We start from the raw sequence: 20727 nt of genomic DNA on the forward strand, positions 1-20727 counted from the left end.
ACATATTTTCCAAGACAGCATGCATATAATTTGCCTAACATGACGGCGCCTCCCCTTGCTGCCGCCACTCATCGATGAGCTTGCGCAGCTCACGCAGTTGATCGGTTCGGAAGAAGGCGCGACCAGCACCAACCGTGACTACGAGGTCGGGCTCGATAACGTCAGTCCATTCGACCGGAAGTGTGCGCAGCCTCCCTTCGGGGCCTGCGTACAACACGCGGTCTCCGCCCCAGTTGTTGCGCACGGCAAGCAGATCGAACGTCTGTCCTCGTAGCGGATGGAATGGATGCGTGACCGTAAAAACTTGCGCGCCATGCTCATCACCATATGCAATGCGCGCTAGACTCCAAGGCCAAGGTCGAACAGGCCGTCCTCGTTGTCGAGCGCTGGTTGCTTGGGCGCCTGCGTCATCGCACCTTCTACAACCTCGCCGAGGTCAACACGGCGATCGGCGAACTGCTCACGAGGCTCAACGAAGAGCGGACGATCCGGCGGCTCGGCATAACGCGCCGCCGGCTGCTCGAAGAGGTCGACCGGCCGGCACTCAAGCCGTTGCCGGCATCCCCCTACGTGCTCGCCGAGTGGCGTATCCGCCGTGTCAGTCTCGATTACCACGTCGAGGTGGAGAAGCATTACTATAGCGTTCCCCATCGCTTCGCCCGCGCCGAGGTCGAGGTGCGGTTCACTGCCCGCACCGTGGAGATCTTCCACAAGGGCGAGCGGATCGCCGCGCATCAGCGCATGAGCGGCAATCACAAGCACACCACCGTGCCGGAGCACATGGCTTCCAGCCATCGGCGCTACGCCGGCTGGACCATCGCACGCATCCGCCAGGATGCCACCGCGATCGGGCCGGCGACCCGCGCGTTGTGCGACCTCATTCTCGACGAGCGCTCGCACCCCGAGCAAGGCTTCCGCGCCTGTCTCGGCATTCTCAGGCTTGCCGCCTCCTACGGGCGCGAGCGCCTCGACGCTGCGGCTGCGCGGGCGATCGACATCGGCGCGCGCACCTATGGCTCGGTCAAGTCGATCCTCGCCAACAATCTCGATCGGCGTCCTGCTCACCAGCGCTCCGCGGACGATGCGCCGATCCTGCATGCCAACATCCGTGGACCGCGCTACTACAATTAGGAGACCCTCCCTTGCTCACTCATCCGACCTTCGACCGCCTCAACGCCCTCGGCCTGCACGGCATGGCCAAGGCCTTCGCCGACATCGAAGCCACCGGCGAGGCCGCAAGCCTCGGTCACGCCGAATGGCTTGCGCTGCTGCTCGAACGTGAAGCCTCGCTGCGTCACGACAAGCGGCTCGCCACTCGTCTGCGTTACGCCAAGCTGCGCCACAGGCGTGCGTCGAGGACGTCGACTACCGCACCCCGCGCGGGCTCGACCGTCCGCTGTTCGCCAGCCTCGTTGAGGGTCGCTGGATCGACGACCGCGTCAATCTCCTGATCTGCGGCCCGGCCGGCGTCGGCAAGAGCTGGCTCGCCTCGGCGCTCGGCCACAAGGCCTGTCGCGACAATCGCTCCGTGCTCTACCAACGCGTCCCGCGTCTGTTCGACGAGCTGGCGCTCGCACGCGGCGACGGCCGCCATCCGCGCCTGTTGCGCGCTCTTGGCCGCGTCGATCTGTTGATCCTTGACTTATGTGGAGCGCACAGTGATGTGGAGTTGAGGGTCGACAATCGGCGCCGGTCCGGTTTTTGACAGCCGCCAACTCCACATAATTTACCTGTAGGTCATAGCCTCTTCAGCCAATCAACGATGTTGATCGCCGCAGAGGAGACGTGCCCGGCACGAGGCGGTGCGAGGATCTCAGGGAACACCTGCATTAGCGCCTGGCGTTTTAGATCGATGTCCGCCCTTGCATAGGTCATGGTAGTGTTCAGCGACGAATGCCCGAGCCATTGGCTGATGGTCGCGAAGTCGACTCCCGCCTTCAGGAGAAAGATGGCGGTCGTATGCCGCAAGGAATGGGGATGGATCCGCTTCTCCTGCAGCGTGCGGGTTGCACTGGCTCCGGCCGTGATGTGCTTCTTGAGCAGGTAACGAACGCCAAAGCGGGTCAACTTGTTGCCCTGGCGGTTCACGAACAGCGGAGAGTCGCCGCCTTCTGACTGAGCAGCACTGTTCGAGAGGTCCTGCAGAAGCCGTGCGGTTTGCGGCCAAATTGGACACAATCGCATTTTGCCGCCTTTGCCGCGCAGCCGGACTTGATGAGGAGGATCAGTGCGGATGTCGCACAGGCGCAGATCGAGTATCTCCTGAACACGGGCACCCGTATTGAGCATCAGTGCGAACAGGGCATAGTCGCGCTTACCCCGTTCCGTGGAGCGATCGATCGATTTGAGCAACGCTTCGACTTCCTGCGGCTCAAGGTATTCGATCGGCTTGCTACGCGCGCCGCGTTTGAACGGTACGCCTAGCACGCGCTGCAGCTCGGCTAGATGGGCGGGCTGTTCGGTTGCAAGAAAGCGAGCAAATGTATGCAGTGCCGCCAGCCGCGCATTGCGGGTGGCGACGCCATTGTGACGCTCGGCTTCCAGAAAGGCCAGGAAGTCCTGGACCTGCCTGGCGGTGAAATCGACGAGGTCGAGATCCTCGATAGCCTTGGCTGTTTGCGACGAAGTAAAACGCAAGAACAGCACGATGGCATCCCGGTAGTTGCGTATGGTGTGTCGGCTGGTACCCCGGAGCGTCGGCAGATACTCGCGGAAGAACCGCTCGATGCCCTTGCCGAGTTCGTTAGGTCTTTGGGATCTCATGCGGCACCTCCGGTGATGAGATGGCCGAAGTGCGTCTCGAGCCGATCGCTGGCTGCAGCAGCGAGTTGCGGAATCCAGCGCAGGTAATAGGCAGTCGAAACAATTGAGACGTGCCCCATGTACATCGCAAGCTTTGGCAGATTGGATTGGACATCCGCACCTTGCTGGTACCATCGCAACAGCGACCCGACCGCGAAGCTGTGACGAAAATCGTGCACCCGCGGGGCTCGTCCGTCGGTGCCGCAAACGTTGGCTGCTCGGAATAGCGCTTGGATTCCTTGGCGCAGGCCGGTACCCGTGTAGCCGCGCACCCGCCCCTTGCTGTTGCACAGCAAGGGTGAACCCGCTGAACGGCTCAGCGGTGGCCGAAGCCGCTTCCTGAGGTACGACCTCAGCTCCCGAGCGGCGTCTGGCGACAACGGGACGATCCGCGACTTGTGGAACTTCGATGCCCGAATCTGCAAAATGCCGTGGCGGGAATCGACGTCGGCCAATGTGAGGTGCAGGAGTTCGCCCCGACGGAGCCCTGCCGTGTAGAGCAGGACCACGGCAAGTCGCATCACGGCTGGCCGAAGCGGCGAGGTCGACGTCGGGGCCAAACGATCGGCCGCGGCCAACATCCTGGCGACCTCGGCCGCCCCAAAGATGACCGGCGGTGCATACGGCCTGCGATGTGGGAGACGGTTGATATCCGGAACGAAGCAGGTTGGCTCGGTACGCCGTCGATAGAGGCAAAAGTTGCGCACGATGCGCTGGCGATTACGTCGCGTGTTTGCAGAGAGATGACCTTGCGCCGCGCACCATGCATCGAAGAGTGCTTGATCGAGGTCGGGACGGCTGGTCTTCTCAAGAAACCGACGCAGACCGTCGATTATGCGCTCCTCATTGACGTAGGCGCGGCCGAGTGAACGTTGCCTCCGCAAATATCGGTCGGCCAACTGGTCGAACGCGCTGCATTGTAATGTCGCGCTCATCTGGCGTCCTCCTCGAGGCCAATGGTCGCCGTCGGCAGAGCAAGCGCGACCTCTCGCAAGGCTCCGGTCTCCAGCCGGAGATAGACGCAGGTGCTCTCCAGGGTATGGTGACCCAGCAGATCACCGATCACCTTTACGCCGACCCCGCGATCGAGCAGACGCATCGCAAATGAATGGCGCAGGCAGTAGGAGGACGTACCTTGGAGCGGCAGCCCGCTCTGACCCGCGCGCTTCTGGTAGAGATCGCCGATGGCGTAGTGCGTGAGGGGACCGACCGGGGTGCTGGCGCGGAGGAACAGTTCAGGGTGCTTCCCGCCAGGCCGGCCGCGGCGCAGATAGTGTCTGAGAATCCGCAGCGTTTGGTCGGCTACGGGAAGGATCAGATCCGATCTGGTTTTGCACTGCTTGACGTGGAGCGTCTTGTTCTCCCAATCGATGGAGCCAAGCGTCAACGTGATGATCTCTGAGGGACGCAGGCCGTAGTGCGCCATCAAATGGAGGATCGCATAGTCTCGCCAGCCAAGCCGGCTTGATCGATCGATGGAACGCAGCAGCCGCTGGACGAGCGGCCATGCCAGGGCTCGAGGCGGCAGTTCACCTCGGTAGGCGCGCGGCGCGTCAATTACGTCGAGCCGCTCTTGGACCTCGCCCTGGTCGAAGCAAAACCGAAGAAAAGCACGAAGGCGAGCGACAACGTGCTGTAGTGTCTGTCGTTTGATCCGCCGGGCTGCGGTGATTACGAACCGCTCCACTGCGGCGGCTGATAACGCCTGCAGCGGGGCGTCAGCTGGCAAAGCGTGCGCGAGCAAGCTCTTCGCCGTTGCGATGTGCTGTTCCAGCGTCGCGCTGGAAAGGCCACGCACCTCCGATAGATGCCGTTTGTAGCGATCAAGAAGCGATGAGAACGGGTCTGGCGCCGGTTCCCTGACGAGCAGTCTTCTCACGGTGAGAAAGCGTACAACGGCGCATCGAGTGCCTTGCAATGACGTAGAAGAAAATGCTTGCGAGAAAAACCTCTCTGAAACGCCGGTATCGCAATCAAGCCGCGCCGCGCCCATCCGATCGAGGGCTTCCTTTAGCCCTCGTACGTGGCGGCAGGCTGTGGGTCGGGCGTATCCAGCCGAGATGAGCCAAGCGGCGAAATCTTCCAACAAAGCGCCATTGGGCGATCCCGTGTAGCACGCGTGAACCTTCCGAAATAAGTGTTCGAGCATGGTTGCCCCCGTTGGATGGTTGGGAGAACCACGCTACCGTCGTCAGTTATGTTGAGTAGGAACGGTCGAAGCGGCTGTTAATAGCGGGGAGATCGATACGGCTCCACATCACTGTGCGCTCCACATAAGTCGAGTCACGTTGAGCTCAACGTGACTCGACGACTGGGGCCTCGCCCCGCTCGATGCAGGCGCCCGCCACGATCTCCTGGAGATCCTGGAGGATCGCTACGGCCGACGTTCCACCCTCGTCACCAGCCAGCTCCCCGTGGATGCATGGCACGTGCTAATTGGAGACCCCACCTACGCTGACGCCGTGCTCGATCGCCTCGTCCACAACGCCCACCGGCTCGACCTCACCGGCGAGAGCCTGCGCCGAACACCGTCATCCGCCCGAAAGACCTGAGCCCGTGGCGCTGTGGACATGCCGCTACGCTTGGACAACGCAAACGCGTTGCCCACATGCCCACAGCAAACGCAGACAAAGAAAACAGGTTCAGGTTGCGATTCCAGATTGACCATCCGGCTTGACCGATGCCAGAGAACCAACCGGCCAGAACGCCTCGCCACCGGGCGAGATCAAATCGGAGAGGTGGGCGACATCGTCTCGGAATCGGCGGGCGACTTCATATCGGTACGCCCGGGCGACTTCGTCGGAATCCGCATATATTTCTCTAAACTCTTCTTTTCGATCTCCGAAACTTTGACGACGTTCGTTTCAATTTCCTGATTCACACCCCCGCTTAGTGGCACAAAGAATGGAAACGAATACCACGAGAACCAATTCGGGTCTGACATCGACATCCTCTCGATCACCGTGACGATGGCGTTCGTTCTCATTGGCGGGCGCATTGCGCGGAGTCCGCTGATGGCCGCAGCGGTCTGATGCCTCGACTGAGCAAGAAGCGCGCGTGAGAGACCTTGGTGGAAGAACATGTGGTTTACAGTGGAAAAGGAAGGAAAACATGTGCTTTACGACCGAAGCTCGCTCTCCAAAACGTCGGACTCGAAACACGAAAGCATCAAACACGGCAGCGTGCGGCGGGAGTGAAGTGCGAATGGCTCGCGCGGTGCGAAAAAACACTCATCGCTTTGGTGCTTTTGAAGTCTATGCCTGTCTGGCACACGGGTTTCTGAGGGATGTTTGGCTTGGCCGTCTATTCTTCACGTCCCCTCAGACAGCCGAGCTTGCCGTAAAAACTTCGCGCGGGTGGTTGTCTGCAGTCGGCCTCCCGTGCGCTTTTTTGGTATCCGACCGTCGCACATCGTGGAGATCGTGCCATTACCGCGAAGAGGCTTTGAAGAACGCAATAGAGGCGCTCACACAATGGTCTCAAGAGAAGGTCGCAACGAGCGTCGTGCTCGCCGCGATCGCGAAGCCCGAAGTGATGAGGCCACCACCAAGGCGGCGTCCGAAACAGAAGCTCACTCCATGATCCTAGTTAGTTGAAGGGATCTTCCGTCATACTCCTCTTACCGCTCGTCGTACTGCGGTCCCCCGGTTGAGCCGTCAAGCCCGGCAAACGCATCGTACTAATCACGAGAACATCAATCGGTCCAAATGGCGTACGACAAGCAGGGCGCAGTCCGCGGAGGAGAAGCCATGCGCGAGATCCCGCCTAATCCCCAGTCGCCGACACGGCACCGGCGGATGATCCGCTCACGCCGTATGACCACGACACGAACATGCGATCACGTATTTGCGCATGCTGGACACGGACGCCGAAGGCTCTGACTCGCGCGAAGTGGCCGATATCGTGCTGCGCATCGAGCCGGGGCGCGACCTTGATCGCGCCAGGAAAGTGTACGAGACGCACCTTTCAAGGGCGAAATGGCTGAGCAATCACGGATATGAACCGCTGCTGAAGTACGGCTGGCCCGCGTCAAACTGAGCAACACAGTCGATATCCCATGTGGGCCGGCTGAAGAGATTTGGTGAACGGAAACTCGGGACGAAGCTTCTTGAGCTTCTTGAGCTGGTCCTTCACCTCGCCGGAGGTCGCAGCTCGCGCCGTGTCGCCGGCCAGGCGGCGCTTGCCGGCCTCGAGGAACTCCTTGGATCGGTCGTAATGCATCGAGGCGACAATGCCTTCTCGGCAGTAGAGCTCGGAGATGTTCTCCTCGCCGCGCAATCCTTCCAGCAGCGTACGGATCTTCTCTTCCGCTGAATAATGCCGGCGGGCCTGTCGCCTGACGTCTCTTAGACCTTGTTCTGCCGGTGCTTTGCCCGGCCCGGATTCTGTTTCATCTTTGCTCCTGGTGGCTACGACGAACCAGAAATCCTCCTTCCGCAAATCCCCCACTGTTTGTCTCACAGGCCCTGACGGCGAACACGCCAACATCAGACCGGGAATCTACTGTCTAAAATGGCAAGGGACCTCGCAAGACAGCGTACAGCGCGACCGGCACGCTAACCAGATTCAAAAGCCAGATCAGGTAGGTTCGTTCCTGGATGCCGCGGGTTAGAGTTGCTTCTTGCGTTTGTAGGTTCAAACGGAGGACAGTGTGAGTGAAGGACTATCCCGATCCCGCCATGGCAAAGAACTACGTAGAATTGCTCGCGCTGTTGAAGGAACAGCAGAAGATTGCCGAGCGTGGCATTCGCCAATCACCTGATGATTTCTGGAAGTGGGGCCGAAAGGGCAGTCACTCACTGCGCGCGAGCGATCGTTCCTTCTGGAGCCCCATTACTACCCGCCGGTCCGCAGGATCCGGACATCCCGCATGCAAATCAATTAGATCGCCTGATCAAGATTCTTGTCTACCGACAGGGCCTCAAAACGACAAACGGATTCAACGGCTGAGAGTCGTCAGCATAACGTCGCAAGCTGAGCCGGGACACCAAGTTGGCCAATGCGCGATAAGGCTCAAACCAGACGTGAAAACTCCCCGCTCGCGTGCCGACTATGGGTGTCCGAAGGTATTTCCATTTCCAACGACAACCGGATGGGTTCTTCCAAGCGCTTCTTTTCGTCCAAGGACAAGTTTCAAGTTCAGCAATTTGGATCGAGAATGATCAGGGAATTTGGCCTCCTGAGTATGCTTTCGGGATCCGCCCTAGCCTTGTACGCACGTCGGCATCAATCAAAGATCATGGAGGCATGCGCTGGCGCGCTGCTGATTCTTGGCCTCGCCTGCTTTGGCGCGTCACTGCCGAAGTAAGCACCAATCAAGGCGTCTGCTCGCGCGGCGAGCAAAACGCTTCCTACGTCGCATACAACTCGCGGCCGTGGCCGCAGTAACCCTTGTCGACATAAGGCCGCTCGATCGCACAGCCGGTCAGTGTCTCGGTGCGGTCAATAACGTCCCGCAAGGTGTGACCGTCGTACGGATTGTCGGGCAACGACCTGGCGTACAGCACGAACAGACCGTAAGGCCGTATGTCCGCCTCTTCCAGTGAGGTGGCTCGCCCCACACTGCGCGTCCGAGGGTTACTCGGGCGTACCGAGCCGACCTTCATCACGGCAGGACGAGCCGTGGCAGATTATGGGGAAGCATTTGTCGGAATCGACGTCGCGAAGCTGAAAAACGCCCATCGCGATCGCGGAAACAGGCCGGGAAGGAGAGGTTCGCTTCATCGGTGAGGTCGACGCGTCGGCGACGGCCATGCGCCGGGTCGTTGAACGGATCGCCAGCCGGTTTGGTGGTGTGCATTTCTGTTACGAGGCCGGTCCGACTGGCTATGGCCTTTATCGCCTGATCCGGTCGCTCGGCCATGAATGCACCGTGGTTGCGCCGTCGCTGATCCCGAGGAAGCCAGGTGATCGCGTGAAGACGAACCGCCGGGACGCTGTTTCTCTTGCCCGGCTGCTGCACGCCGGCGAGCTGACGGCGGTGTGGGTTCCCGATGAAAGCCACGAAGCGATGCGCGATCTCGTCCGCGCCCGGGCGGCGGCGGTTGAGGCGCTGCGGGTCCACCGCCAACAGGTGAGCGCCTTCATGCTCAAGCACGGCCGCACCTATCCCCGCAAGAAGGGATGGACGATGCGCTATCTGCGTTGGCTTCAGGAACAGCAGTTCGATCATCCCGCGCATCAGATCGCGCTCCAAGAAATGGTCGAAGCGGTTTGCCTCGCCAGGGAGCGGGTCGAACGTCTGGAGCGCACGATCGAAGAGTTCGTCTCTGCCTGGTCCTTGGAGCCGCTCGTGCGGGCGCTTCAAACACTGCGAGGTATCGATCTAATCGTCGCGGTGACATTTGCCACTGAGGTTGGTGACGTGAGCCGTTTTGAGACCTCACGTCAGCTCATGGGCTATCTCGGCCTGGTGTCGGGCGAGCGATCGACCGGGGAGACGGTCAGGCGTGGCGGCATCACCAAGGCCGGCAATGGCCGCGTTCGCCACATGTTGGTCGAGAGCGCCTGGACGTATCGGCACCCGCCGAAGATCGGAAAAACAAAGCTATACCGGCTCGAGCAGCCATCGCCAGCGGTGCGAGAGATCGCATGGAAAGCGCAGACCCGCCTGACCGCTCGGGACATCTGCCGCCGAAGATCGTCGAGCCGCACGCGATCGCCGCGCGCGTTGACGACATGAAGGATCGCATCGCCCTCATGGACCACGCTGAGTTGCGTCGAGCCCTGCGGCGGCTTCGCGCTCACGGGGCCGTGGATCGGCGAGCGCAAGGTCACGATCCTGGCATTGACCACGGCCTCGACGCCCGAGGTCTGCAGCACGGCCTTCAGCGGCAACCATCCGAAGACGGCCACGATCGCAAAGGCCAATGCCGACCTTGAGCAGGCGGCGAACCCACCGGCCCTAGCCTGCAGGTGCTTCGGGATGGGGAGCGCTATCGCTGACGGGCGCGCTCACCGGCTCGTCGTGCGCCGGCTGCAACCGGTCTTGCAGATCGCGCTGCAATCCGCGTGCACCCGATTCCTCGTCCTTGCTGACGGACGTATGATCTTCGGGAACGGGCTTCCGCTGTTTCTGATTCCAGATCACCGGCCCCTGAACTGTCAGTGCGCGCGGGGTGCAGAAACCGTAACCCTTCGGCGAGCGTCGAACCGCAGGAGACCATCGACAGCTGTTTCTCGAACCAAGGCTTTCCGCAAGGGTATCGATGGTCTTGTTGCGCTTGTGCGCGATGCCGGTTCGGATCCGTTCTTGTGTGTCGGACGAGATTATGTGGCAGAGGCGCCCTAACACCAGCCAGGGCCGGCCACCCAGAGATTCTCCGCCACATAGTAATCAGATGCTGGCCGGCAGCTGCAGGATGGTGTCGTTCGGCGGAAGCGCGCGCTGCGGTCGCCTGAGACGCCCGCCTTCTCGAGTCCCCAGCCCATCATCGAGCACGCCGTGACGAACCGCGCGGCTGTCGTAGCGCGTCAACGCCCAGGCAAGGCAGGTCGTAGAATCATGGCCTCCAGAGAAACGCACGAGTGCAGATCTTGTCATCCCCAGTGTCCCAAAATGACTCCGAGCCTCACGGTTCGTCTCCATCATATTCGGCCCAGCATTCGGCGGTCTCGAAGACCTTGACCGCGGAGAGTTGCTGCAATCGGGGTCTTATCTTGTCCCAGATCCAGATCGCGATGTTCTCCGCGGTCGGATTCTCGAGCCCGCGGATATCGTTGAGGCAATGGTGATCGAGTTGTCGCAACAAAGGCCCTAAAACCTCCTCGAGCTCGAAGAAATCTATCACGAAGCCCGTCCGCGGATCGACCCGACCGCTCAAGACGAGTTCGATCCGGTAGGAGTGACCGTGCATCCTGTGGCAGCGATGCGTCTCGGGCACGTTCGGCAGCCGGTGCGCGGCTTCAAACTTGAATGCTTGAGATATTCTCATTTGATTCCGAGGTGTTTGTGAGTTTGGACGCTGAGACGCCATTTGGGATGAGGCCGACAATATTCGATGGCATCGCGTGTACTGGCGACGACGTCGGGACCATCCATCGGCTGGAGCAGGAAGTTCGCGAAGTCAAGGTCTTCGAGACGCTCGGGTAGCGCCTCGGGCCCGTTCGGAAACCTGCTCACCTCGTTTAAGCCGTATCAGCAGGTCCTTCCGCCGTTCTTTTGCAACCTTCTGCCCGAAGGCCCCTGCATGTCGAACCTCTCTGTTGGCAATGGCCTTGAAGAGCGCAATCGCGATCCGACCGCGTTCCGTGATTTCGAAGCGAAGGGGCTTGCGGCCGCACTACGCCACGGAGCCGGCGATCAGGGCACCGAATCAGTGACGAGCCGAGCTCGGCCCATGTCCGCGAATTGCCGTTGGGGTAAAGGCCGGAGTCGCGGCCGATCTCGAGCGCCGTCACCTCGCGGTCGGCGGCCAGGACCGCGGCCTGCCGCGGCTTCAGCGTCTGTCTCGGCCGCCTCACAGCCCCAACTCCTCCGGCGACCGGCCGACCCCCGGACCCGGACCCAGTCCCGGCGCTCCGCCGCGACCGGCTGGACGAACGGGTGGCTGGCGCGCGCCTCAAGCGGAGGCGATCCTCGCCGAGCGAGAACGCATCAAGCGCGACACCATCGCAAACGGCCGCTTGCAGCATCAACTGCAGCCTGCTTAAACTCTAACCCTGATGAGCCAGAGCCTCCCTTCTCGAAAAGCCTGATCAGTCTCAAATCATCTGACGACGGACAAGCCGGTCACGAGCAATCCGGAAGGCTCAGAAGATTGTCGGGAAGAAAATGATCATTCTCGGTCTTTAGGTACTCGCGACCATCGTGTTTTTTGACGATCACCTTGACTGTCTTACCCTGCTCAGTGACATCATAAGCGCTTTTGTCGCGTTTGACGTTTGCAATGGCTGTTTCTTCCGAATCTCGCCATGCTGAACCACCGACTGCTTGAATACGCCGATGGCGGTCTTGATGGTTAGGCAGCTTGGTAATGCAGGTGATACGGCGAGTCATGGCTCACTCCTTATTTCGTGGAGCCAAGGCTTTGACCGTTAGCAGAACGGACTCATTATCCGATTGCTTGGAAACCTTCAGAGCCCCGCCTCACGGGTTGAAAATTTGAATAACGTGGTCAGTACGGGCGGGTTGCATTCACCCGGGTTTCCTCTGCTCGCTGTCTGTATCTGCATCGTTGGTTATGCCAGCGCGGATACACCAACTGGCCAGCCTTACCGCACGACGTGCGTCATTATTATCCAGACCAGCAGGACGGCGCTTAAGACCGCAATGCCAATACCGATGCGAGCCGCGGTTGAATAAGAACGGAAGCGTGGTTGTTTGAACATGCGACTTCTTCTCTTGTCCCTTGACGCGAGCGCGTACCGCTGATGTGCCCTAACTCCGTGGCGCGAGTTCTTTCTTTAGGCATGCGAGCTTGGCGAACCGGTTCCACCGCGCTTTGGCTTTCTCGCGATTTCTCTCGCAGCTCGCCGGCTTCCCGCAGTTCGGCGCGGCGCTTTGCCTGCAAGCTCGCGAACTCTTACGCGACAAGGTCTCGTCTGAGAATGCTGACCCGTTTGTTCAGCGCTCGGCGCAACGCATTGCCCTCACACGTCGTCATCCTGCCAGCAGACCGCTCGGCCACACAATCCATCATGACCCGTTGAATCTGGACTAGTGTCATACTTTCGATCTGGGCAATGCGTTTCTTAACTTTGGCGCGCAAGTTGGCAGTCTTTTTAGACATCGTCAGATCCTGATGCTCCACCGAGTCCAGCCCGAAAGGCTAACGACGTTTGACGGTACAGCATCAACATTGGATCGGCTCCTACCTACTCTGGGGGGCGGCCGGATCAAGTCAACGGGACAGGCAAGGGCTCTATCGCGCCGAGCAGGACGACGCGACGGCTCACGCCATTCAAGGCTGCCGACCTCCAAGAGATGAATCGGCGCATCAGGTAACGGTGCCGGCAGTAGCGGATCATCTTCCGATCCGCGGTCACGATCGAACAGGCTCGCCGCAAGGATTTCGAGGAAGCATTGAAGATCCTCGAAGGCGGCTTTGTGTCAATTAGCAGTGGGCGCGTAAGCTTCATTAATCCGTCGATCCGCGACTATCTGACAAACTATCTCGATGATACGGCTCTGCGAGCCTTGTTCGCGGAAGCTGCCCAGAAGGCCGACTGGGCAAAGGCGGTCTGGAATCAGGACAACGGATCGCAGCGAAATCAATCGAGCAGAAGAAGACTTTAGGAATCGCATTTTGGCCGATCGCGCAGCGATTCCTGCAACTTCCCGTCATGAAGCGCGATCCGACTGAACCCAATCGCTCCCGGTTCTACGATTCTTCCTTGTCCAATCGGCTTTCGCTCCTAATGGAATGGTATGTCGTGACCGACGATGCCGCATTTTCCGATGCTGCGGTATTGCTGGTGGAGCGACGGCGCGAACCTAGTGAGGTTGGTTCGGGACTTGCCCCCCTGCGGGAAGGTTAACAGGCATTCGCACCGATCAAGGTACTGCACAGCGACGATGGCTGGCTGTATGGATACAACATCTACTTTGATGAAGGGCCTGATCTCGAAATCCTTAAACGGATCGATGGACTGATAGATGGCCGCTGGATTCGGATTGGCGCCTAACGGCTCCGAAACTGAAGCGCCGCCAAATTCGAGATTGGCGCGCTGTCATCCGACTCAAGAGAGTCAAGCGAACTGAATACTCATAGCGGCATCGTCAACTTAATCGACCACCGAGCCGAAGGAGGCGATTCCCAAAGGTCGAGAGTCGGCGGTAGCGCTTGTCATGGAGGTCTCGCGACAAGTCGCAAAGGCTCGCTCACGCGAGGCACGACGGAAGTCGGCGGCGAGGCTCCGGGATAGGGGATGTGGAGAAGGTTCGCAACCTGATCATGAACTGACAGAAACCGTTCAGCCTGATGGGACGATTTGAAACGCGTCATGATCCGCTCGCGCCGCCTCGTCGGCTGATGAAAATGTTGAGAGCTTTGTACTGGCGATGTTCAACGCCCATCTTCGCCCTCGCAGCACCGTACGAACGGCATTTGTCCGTGATCATCACGCGCGGCGGCATGCCGGCGGATTTCAAGAGCTTCTTCATGAACCGCTGTGCAGTGCGCGAATCTCTTCGGCGCTGGATCAAGACGTCGAGAACGAAGCCATTCTGGTCGACAGCGCGCCAGAGCCAATGTTATTCGCCCGCGATCGAGATAACGACTTCGTCCAGATACCATTGTCACCGCGAGCGGGAGCGCGCTGGCCGATCCGATCGGAGAACGGCTTGCCGAATTCCGTCCCCACTGGCGCACGGCTTCATAAGGTCACGCCAACGCCGTGCGCCGCCAGCATTTCCTCGACCATGCGCAAGCTTAAGGGAAACAGGAAATACTACCAAACGGCATAGCTGATCACTTCCGACGGGAAGCGATGGCGGTGATAAGGAGGATCCTTGGCAGTCCGCACGTCGCTCGTATACCCCCTGCGCCGCTCCAATTCGTTGAACTTGACGGCACCCTCGGCCCCTACCAGGACGAGGAGGCGACAGCATGCTTTGCGTGTAGCACAAATTCTTGCAATCTGCGAGCTGCCACAGCACAGGGAGCAAATAATGGCACTGAAAGATGTTATTGGCGAATACGCTTTTGTATCCAAAGTAGATGTATCAGACTTGGATGCCAGCGTGGCGTTCTATGGAAAGAAGCTCGGCTTAATTCCAGACGAAAAGTACCACACGTCGACATGGCGGCAATTCCGTGTGCTTCCACGTGTTGCCATCGGACTGAATGTGCACCCTACCGGAGTCGGAACAGGCGGTGCCGTGGCAACGCTTGTCGTCGATGACATCGAGCAGGCAAGTAACCGATTGCAGAAGCAGGGCGTGGAGGTCAGTAAAATAGATGATGTGGGAGACGGCGTTCGGCTTGCCTTCTTCAAGGATCCCGACGGCAACTCCCTCGGTCTTCGTCAAAACTCTCCGCAGCATCCCAAGGCAGCTGCCGTAGGCGGCGCGTAGTCCACCAGCCACCGGCTTGCGCCTCATGCGAGCCGGTGGCTGCTGACCCGCTGGCGGGTTGCCCCTTCGGAAAGTTGGGTGAACCCGGCCCGCCGCCGGCTCACTTACCCTTGCGCGTCGGCACTTCACAGAGGGCCGCCGAGTTAACTTGCTGTTGAATGGTTGCGCTGCCAGCCACTGCCGGCACGACACAGTGTCCGCCTCCACAAGCGACGAATGTGACTCCACCATTCGGCGGGAGACGCACGTCGCCCGGCAAAGTGATCGCCAATACCTACCCAGACCTCCAAAGGGATCGCCAGTCTCTACAGACAAATTGGCATCCGTCTGATTCGCCACGGCATGCGGTTCTTCGACTAGTGGGCTTACCGCTACACCGCTAGCCGGTGCCTTCTTCTAAGATTTGGTAGGTTGCACTTAGTTGGACAGCGGCCTCTAATGATCGATGATCAAGCGACCTGCAAGCCGAAAGGCGAGCCGAAGTTTGCCGGAAATGGCGCGGAATTTCGGCGCACGCCTCTTCTTGCAATTTTGACGATGGAAGCGGTAGGCCACACGATGCTCCGGACTCTCTTTATAATTGCCTTGACGTTTGTCGTCACGACAAGATCAAGTGCTCAAGGGACCGACGCCAATCCCATATATGTTGACCAAGGTATGGATTGGACCGCGGCAGCAAGAGCGGACTTCTACTCGCGCGATCAGGGCTCGCGTTTGATTGCGTTGTCTTGGATGCAGGCCCTGAAGCAAAAGAATGGACAGCCATTCCTCGCGGATGGTTTGTCACGGTACGGTTATCTACCGAATCCTGCAAACACGGCCAACCTTCCCGTCGGTTTTCACGCTTCTGGCCCTCAAGACTTCCAGGTCGTTGGAATGACCTGCTCGGCATGTCACACGCGCCAGATCGAAGTTGACGGCAAGGTGTATCGGGTGGATGGCGGTCCGGGGCTTGTAGACTTCTACGCACTGCTTGGCGATCTGGACAAGGCAGTCGGCGATGTGATTGCCAGCGACAGCTCGTTCGCTCCCTTTGCTGCAGCTGTCCTGCGGTCCACAACGCCGGATGCGGCCGATGTTGCGGACCTTCGTCGACAGGTAGATGGGTGGTACTTGCGGTTTCACACGCTCATGGTACGCGCGCTGCCCAAGAGCGGCTGGGGAGTTGGCCGTCTCGATGCTGTAGGAATGATCTTCAACCGCATATCCGGCCTGGACATCGGTCCGCCACCCGACTTCATGATCCCGGAAAATATGAAAAACGCGGACGCTCCCGTGAGATACCCATTCCTTTGGAATTCGCCGCGGCAAGACAAGACGCAATGGCCTGGATTCGCAAAAAATGGAAATGACATCTTGGGGCTGGCTCGGAACGTTGGCGAGGTTCTGGGGGTATTCGCTACGTTCGAGCCGAAGCGTCAGGGCGCGATTATCAATTTCCTCGACAATAATTCAACCAATTTCGACGGCTTGAGCGAGCTTGAAAACTTGGTGAAGCGGATCGGCCCTCCGAAATGGCCCTGGAAGATTGACGCTGCTTTGGCCACCCGGGGCAAAGTAATTTTCGAAAGGGATTCCGCTGAAGGGGGATGTAGCGGGTGTCACGGGATTGAAGACGGAGAGCAACGCGTTCCATTCATCAAAACGTGGAGAACTCCGGTCCAGAACGTTGGTACCGATACACGAGAATACGATGTCCTCACCTGGAAGGCGAAAACGGGCGTGCTGAAAGGAGCGTTCATTCCGTTCGCGACCGCCCCGCTCAAGGAGAACGATGAGATTTTTAACATTCTTGCGACCTCGGTCATCGGTTCGATAGCGGAACACCTGTTGGCCGGCGGCGCCCCTTCAACCAATGCCCGGGTGGCAGCGGCGCCAGAGCCGGGATCGTCGGACACACCGGAGTCTCTGGGTCTGGTGCGACTACCACCAACGCTGCAGGATTTGCTAACGGCTTTTGATACTGCCAGCACCTCGGAAGCAATTAAAACTAAGCGGCAGGGAGCAGAACGAGCGTTTCGCAGCCGGCTCCCTCCATGGGGCTCCTACGAGGCTCGAGTTCTGCAGGGCATTTGGGCCGCCGCACCATATCTTCATAACGGCTCGGTTCCTACGCTGGCGGAATTGCTCAAGCCATCAGGGCAGCGCTTATCGCAATTTAGCGTTGGACGGAAATACGACATTGAAAACGTTGGTCTTGCTGCCACCCAGGAGCCCCTGAGCGAAACTCTATCCCTCACGGATTGCAGTAATATCAACTCCGGGAATAGCCGATGCGGCCACGAGTATGGGACCAGTTTAAGCGACCCAGAAAAAAGGGCGTTGCTTGAATACCTCAAGACACTGTGACCCGCTCCGGCGCTCCCTCTTTGAGCGGCTTCCTACATGCTGTCGGTCACAGCATGCTTGTTTGAGCAAACGGCATCGGTTTACCGAGCTCTCGCACAGACATCTGATCCAGCACAACCGCTCCAGGAAGCACAAGTGACGGCTTACAAATTCTCGCCCATCTTACGTATGCGTCGCTTCTGCATAAGAATAGAGATTACGCATGCTCCCAATTTCGATGCGACATCGCATAGAATGCGTTCGCTGTGGTTCTGGATTAGTCACCCTCGAGTGGCATGAACGCGTGAATGCGAATGAAGTTCAGAATCATTGGCATTGCTGGAACTGCAAACACCAGTTTGTCTCCATCATCACTTCTGACGAGAGGGTGCCTTTAGTCGATGAGATCACAAAACCATTCTTTACGAGCCTGCTCGTCTGATCAATGACGCCCGAGCAGGTCGACCTTATAAGGACATCATTTGACGCGATGTGGCCGATTCGTCGCGACCTCGCTGACCTGTGCTACAACAGGTTCGTCGAACTAGCTCCTGATGCAAGGAGCTTGTTCGGCGGCGATGCTGAGAAGCAGCGAATGAAGATGCTGGATATGATCACCGCTCTGGTCGCTTCGCTCGACGAAAGACCGATGTTCCAATCGCTGATCACGCTTTCCGGTCACAAGCACGCCAGACTTGGCGTTCAGCCATCGCACTTTGTCGCAATGGGCGAGGCGCTGATGTGGAGCTTTGAGCGCAAATTCGGCGCTTTTTTCACCCCCGAGTTGAGGGATTCCTGGCGAACACTTTACGCCACCGCCCAGAACGAGATGCTGCGCGCGGCTGGCCGACCGAGTTCATTCTGACAGCGGCGGACAGGGGCCAGTTTGTGAAAGATTACGTCGGACACAAATAAGACGTGCGCGACGGTACCATACTCAACGCCACATTTAGTCTTACTGCGTCACAAGGGTGGTCTGTGGATTGGACGAACTCAACAGCGTTCGGGCGAGCCGCCGTCGCATCGTCGCGATCGACTTTGGAATGTGACGTTGGATCCAGTGGCAAATCCGCGGGGTCTGCAATCTGTGGGAACGCGAGTGAACGGAATCGGCCGGGCGCGCCGAGGGAGTGCGACGCGGCTGACCGACCCCGACTTCATCGCCCGGATTGGTCACTACGACACTACGACGGACTACCCGAGGCGGTGATCAATGACCCGGAGATGATGAGCGCGTTGATCAAGCCGATGCGGGCGGACGTCGAGATCTTGGAGACCTATCGTCCCGAAGCTCCCGTGCGCCTTGCCTGCCCGACGACGCTGCTGGGCGGCGAGGACGATCCCGTCGTGCGCCCGGACCTTCTCGAGCGATGGGCAAGCCACGTGCACGCATTCGTGCCCGTGCTGCTTCCCGGCGGCCACTTCTACTTTCGCAAGTCTTTGCCGGTGTTAATCGACCTCGTGGTGTCGATACTCAGGCCGGTGCTGCGCGCGATGCCTCGCTAACGATAGCACGCGATGTGGCCCACCGCCCGACCTGCCGATGTCGCGCCTGCGCTCGGGCGCGGCGACGTGCACCTGTGGCTGGTCGAGCTGGATGGTGCCTGCGACACCGGCCGGCTGCCGGTGCTTTCCCGATGCGGAGCGCATGGTCGCGGCCGGCCACCGGGCGGATGAACGCCGCCGGCGCTACATCGTCGCGCATGCCGCCTTGCGGCAGGTGCTGCAGGCCTACGTCCACATCAGCGCCGCCGATCTGGTCTTCGCCACCAGCCGCTTCGGCAAGCCGCGCGCCGTCCTACCGCGCTTGCCGCCGATCCACTTCAGCCTGTCGCATGGCAGACGCCGATGCCTGATAGGCATCGCGCGCGGTGGGGACGTAGGAGTCGACATCGAGCCGATCGATCGCCGAGGCGACATCAGTTCCATGGCGATCGCGGTGCTCAGTGAATCGGAACACGCGCGTTGGCGGGCGCTATCTTCGAGGAGTTGCTCCGACGCCATCCTGAGCTCGGCGCCGGCATCCGTCGCACGCTGGAGCGCCGGATCCGGGCCTGGCGGGCGATCCACGGCGAGGAGCAGGAGGTCATCTTCCGGCAGACCCACGAACCCGGTCAGCGCGGCCTGTCCGACTTCACCGACATGGGCGAATTGGGTGTCACGATCGCGGGCGTGCCGCTCGACCATCGTCTCTATCACTTCCGGCTGGCCTATTCCGGGTTTGAGCACGCCCATGTCGTGCTCGGCGGTGAGAGCTTCATCGCTCTGGCCGAAGGCCTGCAGAATGCCTTGTGGTCACTCGGTGGAGCGCCACGGGAGCATCGCACCGACAGCCTGTCGGCCGCCTTTTGCAATCTCGACCGCGACGCCAAAGACGATCTGACGCGGCGATACGAAGACCTCTGTGCCCATTACGGCATGCGCCCCTCCCGCAACAATCGTGGCATCGCCCACGAGAACGGGGCGATCGAGAGTTCGCATGGCCATCTCAAGCGGGCGGTCGGCGACGCGCTGTTGCTGCGTGGCACCGCCGACTTCGACGATCTCGCTGCCTATCGTGGCTTCATCGATGAGATCGTCAGCCGCCGCAATGCCCGCAACGCCAAGCGGATCGACAGCGAACGTACCGCACTTCAGGATCTGCCGGACCGCCGCACGTCGGACTATGAAGAGGTGATCGTCCACGTGACATCGTCCGGCGGCTTCACCTTGCGCAAGGTGTTCTACACGGTGCCGTCGCGCTTGATCGGCCATCGGCTGCGGGTGCGCCTGTATGACGATCACCTCGACGTGTTTGTCGGCGGCACGCATCTCCTCACCTTGCCGCGCGGGCGGCCGCATCCCAATGGCAAGCACGATCAGGTCGTCGATTATCGGCACGTGATCCATTCCTTGCGGCGCAAGCCGATGGCGCTCCTCAACCTGGTCTACCGCGACCAGCTGTTCCCCCGGGAAGCTTACCGCCGAGCCTTCGACGTCTTGCGCAAACGCTTACCGGACAAGAAGGCCTGCCGGATCATGGTCGATCTCCTCGCACTCGCCCATGAGCGCGGTTGCGAGGCCGAACTCGCCGATCAGCTCACGGCCGACCTGAACGACGGCCGGCTGCCCGACCTCAACCGGCTACGTACTCACTTCGCCCCGGATCCCGCCCAGATGCCGAACGTCGTGGTGCGCCTCGCACCGCTCGCCACCTATGAATGCCTCATCGGTACTGCCGAGATCGGAGGTGCCGCATGAGCACAACCAACGTAGTCGACACCGCGCGCCTCAATCTGTTGCTCAACGAGCTGCGGCTGCCCGCCATCAAGGTGCTGTGGCCGCAATTTGCCGAGCTGTCCGATAAGGAAGGCTGGCCGGCGGCGCGCTTCCTCGCCACCATTGCCGAGCACGAGATCGCTGAACGCAGCCGTCGCCGCATCGAGCGCCATCTCGTCGAGGCGCGGCTGCCCACCGGAAAGACCTTTGACAGCTTCGACTTCGAAGCCGTGCCGATGATCTCCAGGGCGCAAATGAGCGCGCTCGCCGCCGGCGACGGCTGGCTCGGCAAGGGCGCCAATCTGCTGCTGTTTGGCCCGCCC

At 60.0% G+C, this 20727-nt stretch carries 15 protein-coding genes and 9 pseudogenes; 13 read left to right on the forward strand and 11 right to left on the reverse strand.

Translation table 11 applies throughout. From position 1 onward, the window contains the following. Positions 1-34: 34 nt before the first annotated feature. Complete coding sequence (locus XI02_RS39525; protein WP_240537328.1) at positions 35-244, reverse strand: DUF5372 family protein; 210 nt, start codon at positions 242-244, stop codon at positions 35-37. 104 nt (positions 245-348) lie between these two features. Here XI02_RS39525 and XI02_RS39530 point away from each other — a divergent pair. After that, a pseudogene (locus XI02_RS39530) lies at positions 349-1131 on the forward strand (IS21 family transposase); the annotation flags it as partial. Positions 1132-1142: 11 nt separating this feature from the next. Further along, positions 1143-1642 (forward strand): annotated as a pseudogene (locus XI02_RS39535) (ATP-binding protein); the annotation flags it as partial. Between the two features lie 95 nt (positions 1643-1737). Here the strand turns inward: XI02_RS39535 and XI02_RS39540 are convergent. The 3 genes from XI02_RS39540 to XI02_RS39550 are packed head-to-tail and all read right to left on the reverse strand — an operon-like array spanning position 1738 to position 4795. After that, a complete protein-coding gene (locus tag XI02_RS39540; protein ID WP_028342881.1) occupies positions 1738-2763 on the reverse strand; it encodes a tyrosine-type recombinase/integrase in 1026 nt (341 codons plus the stop codon). Then, a complete protein-coding gene (locus XI02_RS39545; protein ID WP_028342882.1) occupies positions 2760-3737 on the reverse strand; it encodes a tyrosine-type recombinase/integrase in 978 nt (325 codons plus the stop codon). Before XI02_RS39545 ends, XI02_RS39540 begins: the two co-directional genes overlap by 4 nt. Further along, the gene (locus tag XI02_RS39550; protein WP_197971351.1) at positions 3734-4795 is read right to left on the reverse strand and encodes a tyrosine-type recombinase/integrase; all 1062 of its coding nucleotides are present in this window, start codon (positions 4793-4795) and stop codon (positions 3734-3736) included. Before XI02_RS39550 ends, XI02_RS39545 begins: the two co-directional genes overlap by 4 nt. A gap of 310 nt (positions 4796-5105) precedes the next feature. On the opposite strand from XI02_RS39550, the pseudogene XI02_RS39555 reads away from it, so the two are divergent. Continuing rightward, positions 5106-5354 (forward strand): annotated as a pseudogene (locus XI02_RS39555) (ATP-binding protein); the annotation flags it as partial. A 173-nt stretch (positions 5355-5527) separates the two neighbouring features. Here XI02_RS39555 and XI02_RS45770 read toward each other — a convergent pair. Further along, entirely contained in the window at positions 5528-5788 is a 261-nt protein-coding gene (locus XI02_RS45770) for a hypothetical protein (RefSeq protein ID WP_245163916.1), read from the reverse strand. Between the two features lie 866 nt (positions 5789-6654). Between XI02_RS45770 and XI02_RS39565 the strand changes: the two genes are divergently transcribed. Continuing rightward, on the forward strand, positions 6655-6840 hold the full coding sequence (locus XI02_RS39565) for a hypothetical protein (protein ID WP_028342883.1): 186 nt from the start codon (positions 6655-6657) through the stop codon (positions 6838-6840). A 60-nt stretch (positions 6841-6900) separates the two neighbouring features. On the opposite strand, the pseudogene XI02_RS39570 reads toward XI02_RS39565, so the two are convergent. Both XI02_RS39570 and XI02_RS39575 read right to left on the reverse strand, forming a co-directional pair. Further along, positions 6901-7242 (reverse strand): annotated as a pseudogene (locus XI02_RS39570) (hypothetical protein); the annotation flags it as partial. A gap of 935 nt (positions 7243-8177) precedes the next feature. Beyond that, a pseudogene (locus XI02_RS39575) lies at positions 8178-8324 on the reverse strand (IS5/IS1182 family transposase); the annotation flags it as partial. Positions 8325-8328: 4 nt separating this feature from the next. On the opposite strand from XI02_RS39575, the pseudogene XI02_RS39580 reads away from it, so the two are divergent. Further along, a pseudogene (locus XI02_RS39580) lies at positions 8329-9484 on the forward strand (IS110 family transposase). 654 nt (positions 9485-10138) lie between these two features. Here XI02_RS39580 and XI02_RS45775 read toward each other — a convergent pair. From XI02_RS45775 to XI02_RS39595, 3 genes are all read right to left on the reverse strand, one after another. Next, positions 10139-10345: a 7-cyano-7-deazaguanine synthase gene (locus XI02_RS45775; protein WP_244980951.1), complete on the reverse strand. Its 207-nt coding sequence runs from the start codon at positions 10343-10345 to the stop codon at positions 10139-10141. A 28-nt stretch (positions 10346-10373) separates the two neighbouring features. After that, the gene (queD, locus tag XI02_RS39590) at positions 10374-10736 is read right to left on the reverse strand and encodes a 6-carboxytetrahydropterin synthase QueD (protein WP_028342886.1); all 363 of its coding nucleotides are present in this window, start codon (positions 10734-10736) and stop codon (positions 10374-10376) included. Between the two features lie 797 nt (positions 10737-11533). Beyond that, complete coding sequence (locus XI02_RS39595; protein ID WP_075969178.1) at positions 11534-11800, reverse strand: DUF3892 domain-containing protein; 267 nt, start codon at positions 11798-11800, stop codon at positions 11534-11536. A gap of 421 nt (positions 11801-12221) precedes the next feature. Between XI02_RS39595 and XI02_RS39600 the strand changes: the two genes are divergently transcribed. Continuing rightward, positions 12222-12464, forward strand: coding sequence for a hypothetical protein (locus tag XI02_RS39600; RefSeq protein WP_129964748.1), 243 nt, complete (start codon positions 12222-12224; stop codon positions 12462-12464). A 362-nt stretch (positions 12465-12826) separates the two neighbouring features. Further along, on the forward strand, positions 12827-13039 hold the full coding sequence (locus XI02_RS39605; RefSeq protein ID WP_129964749.1) for a hypothetical protein: 213 nt from the start codon (positions 12827-12829) through the stop codon (positions 13037-13039). Between the two features lie 488 nt (positions 13040-13527). Here the strand turns inward: XI02_RS39605 and XI02_RS39610 are convergent. After that, positions 13528-14166, reverse strand: a pseudogene (locus tag XI02_RS39610) (IS6 family transposase). Between the two features lie 247 nt (positions 14167-14413). Between XI02_RS39610 and XI02_RS39615 the strand changes: the two are divergent. From XI02_RS39615 to XI02_RS39640, 6 genes and pseudogenes are all read left to right on the forward strand, one after another. Further along, entirely contained in the window at positions 14414-14818 is a 405-nt protein-coding gene (locus XI02_RS39615; protein WP_075969173.1) for a VOC family protein, read from the forward strand. 438 nt (positions 14819-15256) lie between these two features. Then, positions 15257-17167: a di-heme-cytochrome C peroxidase gene (locus tag XI02_RS39620; protein WP_244980950.1), complete on the forward strand. Its 1911-nt coding sequence runs from the start codon at positions 15257-15259 to the stop codon at positions 17165-17167. 424 nt (positions 17168-17591) lie between these two features. Beyond that, a complete protein-coding gene (locus tag XI02_RS39625; RefSeq protein WP_028342888.1) occupies positions 17592-18011 on the forward strand; it encodes a globin domain-containing protein in 420 nt (139 codons plus the stop codon). Between the two features lie 362 nt (positions 18012-18373). Beyond that, on the forward strand, positions 18374-18652 hold the full coding sequence (locus XI02_RS39630) for a thioesterase II family protein (protein ID WP_245163915.1): 279 nt from the start codon (positions 18374-18376) through the stop codon (positions 18650-18652). Positions 18653-19123: 471 nt separating this feature from the next. Beyond that, positions 19124-20386, forward strand: a pseudogene (gene istA, locus XI02_RS39635) (IS21-like element ISBj11 family transposase); the annotation flags it as partial. Further along, a pseudogene (locus XI02_RS39640) lies at positions 20383-20727 on the forward strand (ATP-binding protein); the annotation flags it as partial. The pseudogenes istA and XI02_RS39640, both read left to right, overlap by 4 nt.

This window comes from Bradyrhizobium sp. CCBAU 21365, from assembly GCF_015291305.1.
GTDB classification, from domain to species: domain Bacteria; phylum Pseudomonadota; class Alphaproteobacteria; order Rhizobiales; family Xanthobacteraceae; genus Bradyrhizobium; species Bradyrhizobium elkanii.

What these genes read in the sequence shown, in the direction of transcription:
- XI02_RS39540 (WP_028342881.1), bottom strand. Translation starts at nt 2,763, where the DNA reads ATGAGATCCCAAAGACCTAACGAACTCGGCAAGGGCATCGAGCGGTTC.
- XI02_RS39545 (WP_028342882.1), bottom strand. Translation starts at nt 3,737, where the DNA reads ATGAGCGCGACATTACAATGCAGCGCGTTCGACCAGTTGGCCGACCGA.
- XI02_RS39550 (WP_197971351.1), bottom strand. Translation starts at nt 4,795, where the DNA reads ATGGGCGCGGCGCGGCTTGATTGCGATACCGGCGTTTCAGAGAGGTTT.
- XI02_RS45770 (WP_245163916.1), bottom strand. Translation starts at nt 5,788, where the DNA reads ATGAGAACGAACGCCATCGTCACGGTGATCGAGAGGATGTCGATGTCA.
- XI02_RS39565 (WP_028342883.1), top strand. Translation starts at nt 6,655, where the DNA reads ATGCTGGACACGGACGCCGAAGGCTCTGACTCGCGCGAAGTGGCCGAT.
- XI02_RS45775 (WP_244980951.1), bottom strand. Translation starts at nt 10,345, where the DNA reads ATGACAAGATCTGCACTCGTGCGTTTCTCTGGAGGCCATGATTCTACG.
- queD (WP_028342886.1), bottom strand. Translation starts at nt 10,736, where the DNA reads ATGAGAATATCTCAAGCATTCAAGTTTGAAGCCGCGCACCGGCTGCCG.
- XI02_RS39595 (WP_075969178.1), bottom strand. Translation starts at nt 11,800, where the DNA reads ATGACTCGCCGTATCACCTGCATTACCAAGCTGCCTAACCATCAAGAC.
- XI02_RS39615 (WP_075969173.1), top strand. Translation starts at nt 14,414, where the DNA reads ATGGCACTGAAAGATGTTATTGGCGAATACGCTTTTGTATCCAAAGTA.
- XI02_RS39620 (WP_244980950.1), top strand. Translation starts at nt 15,257, where the DNA reads ATGATCGATGATCAAGCGACCTGCAAGCCGAAAGGCGAGCCGAAGTTT.
- XI02_RS39625 (WP_028342888.1), top strand. Translation starts at nt 17,592, where the DNA reads ATGACGCCCGAGCAGGTCGACCTTATAAGGACATCATTTGACGCGATG.
- XI02_RS39630 (WP_245163915.1), top strand. Translation starts at nt 18,374, where the DNA reads ATGAGCGCGTTGATCAAGCCGATGCGGGCGGACGTCGAGATCTTGGAG.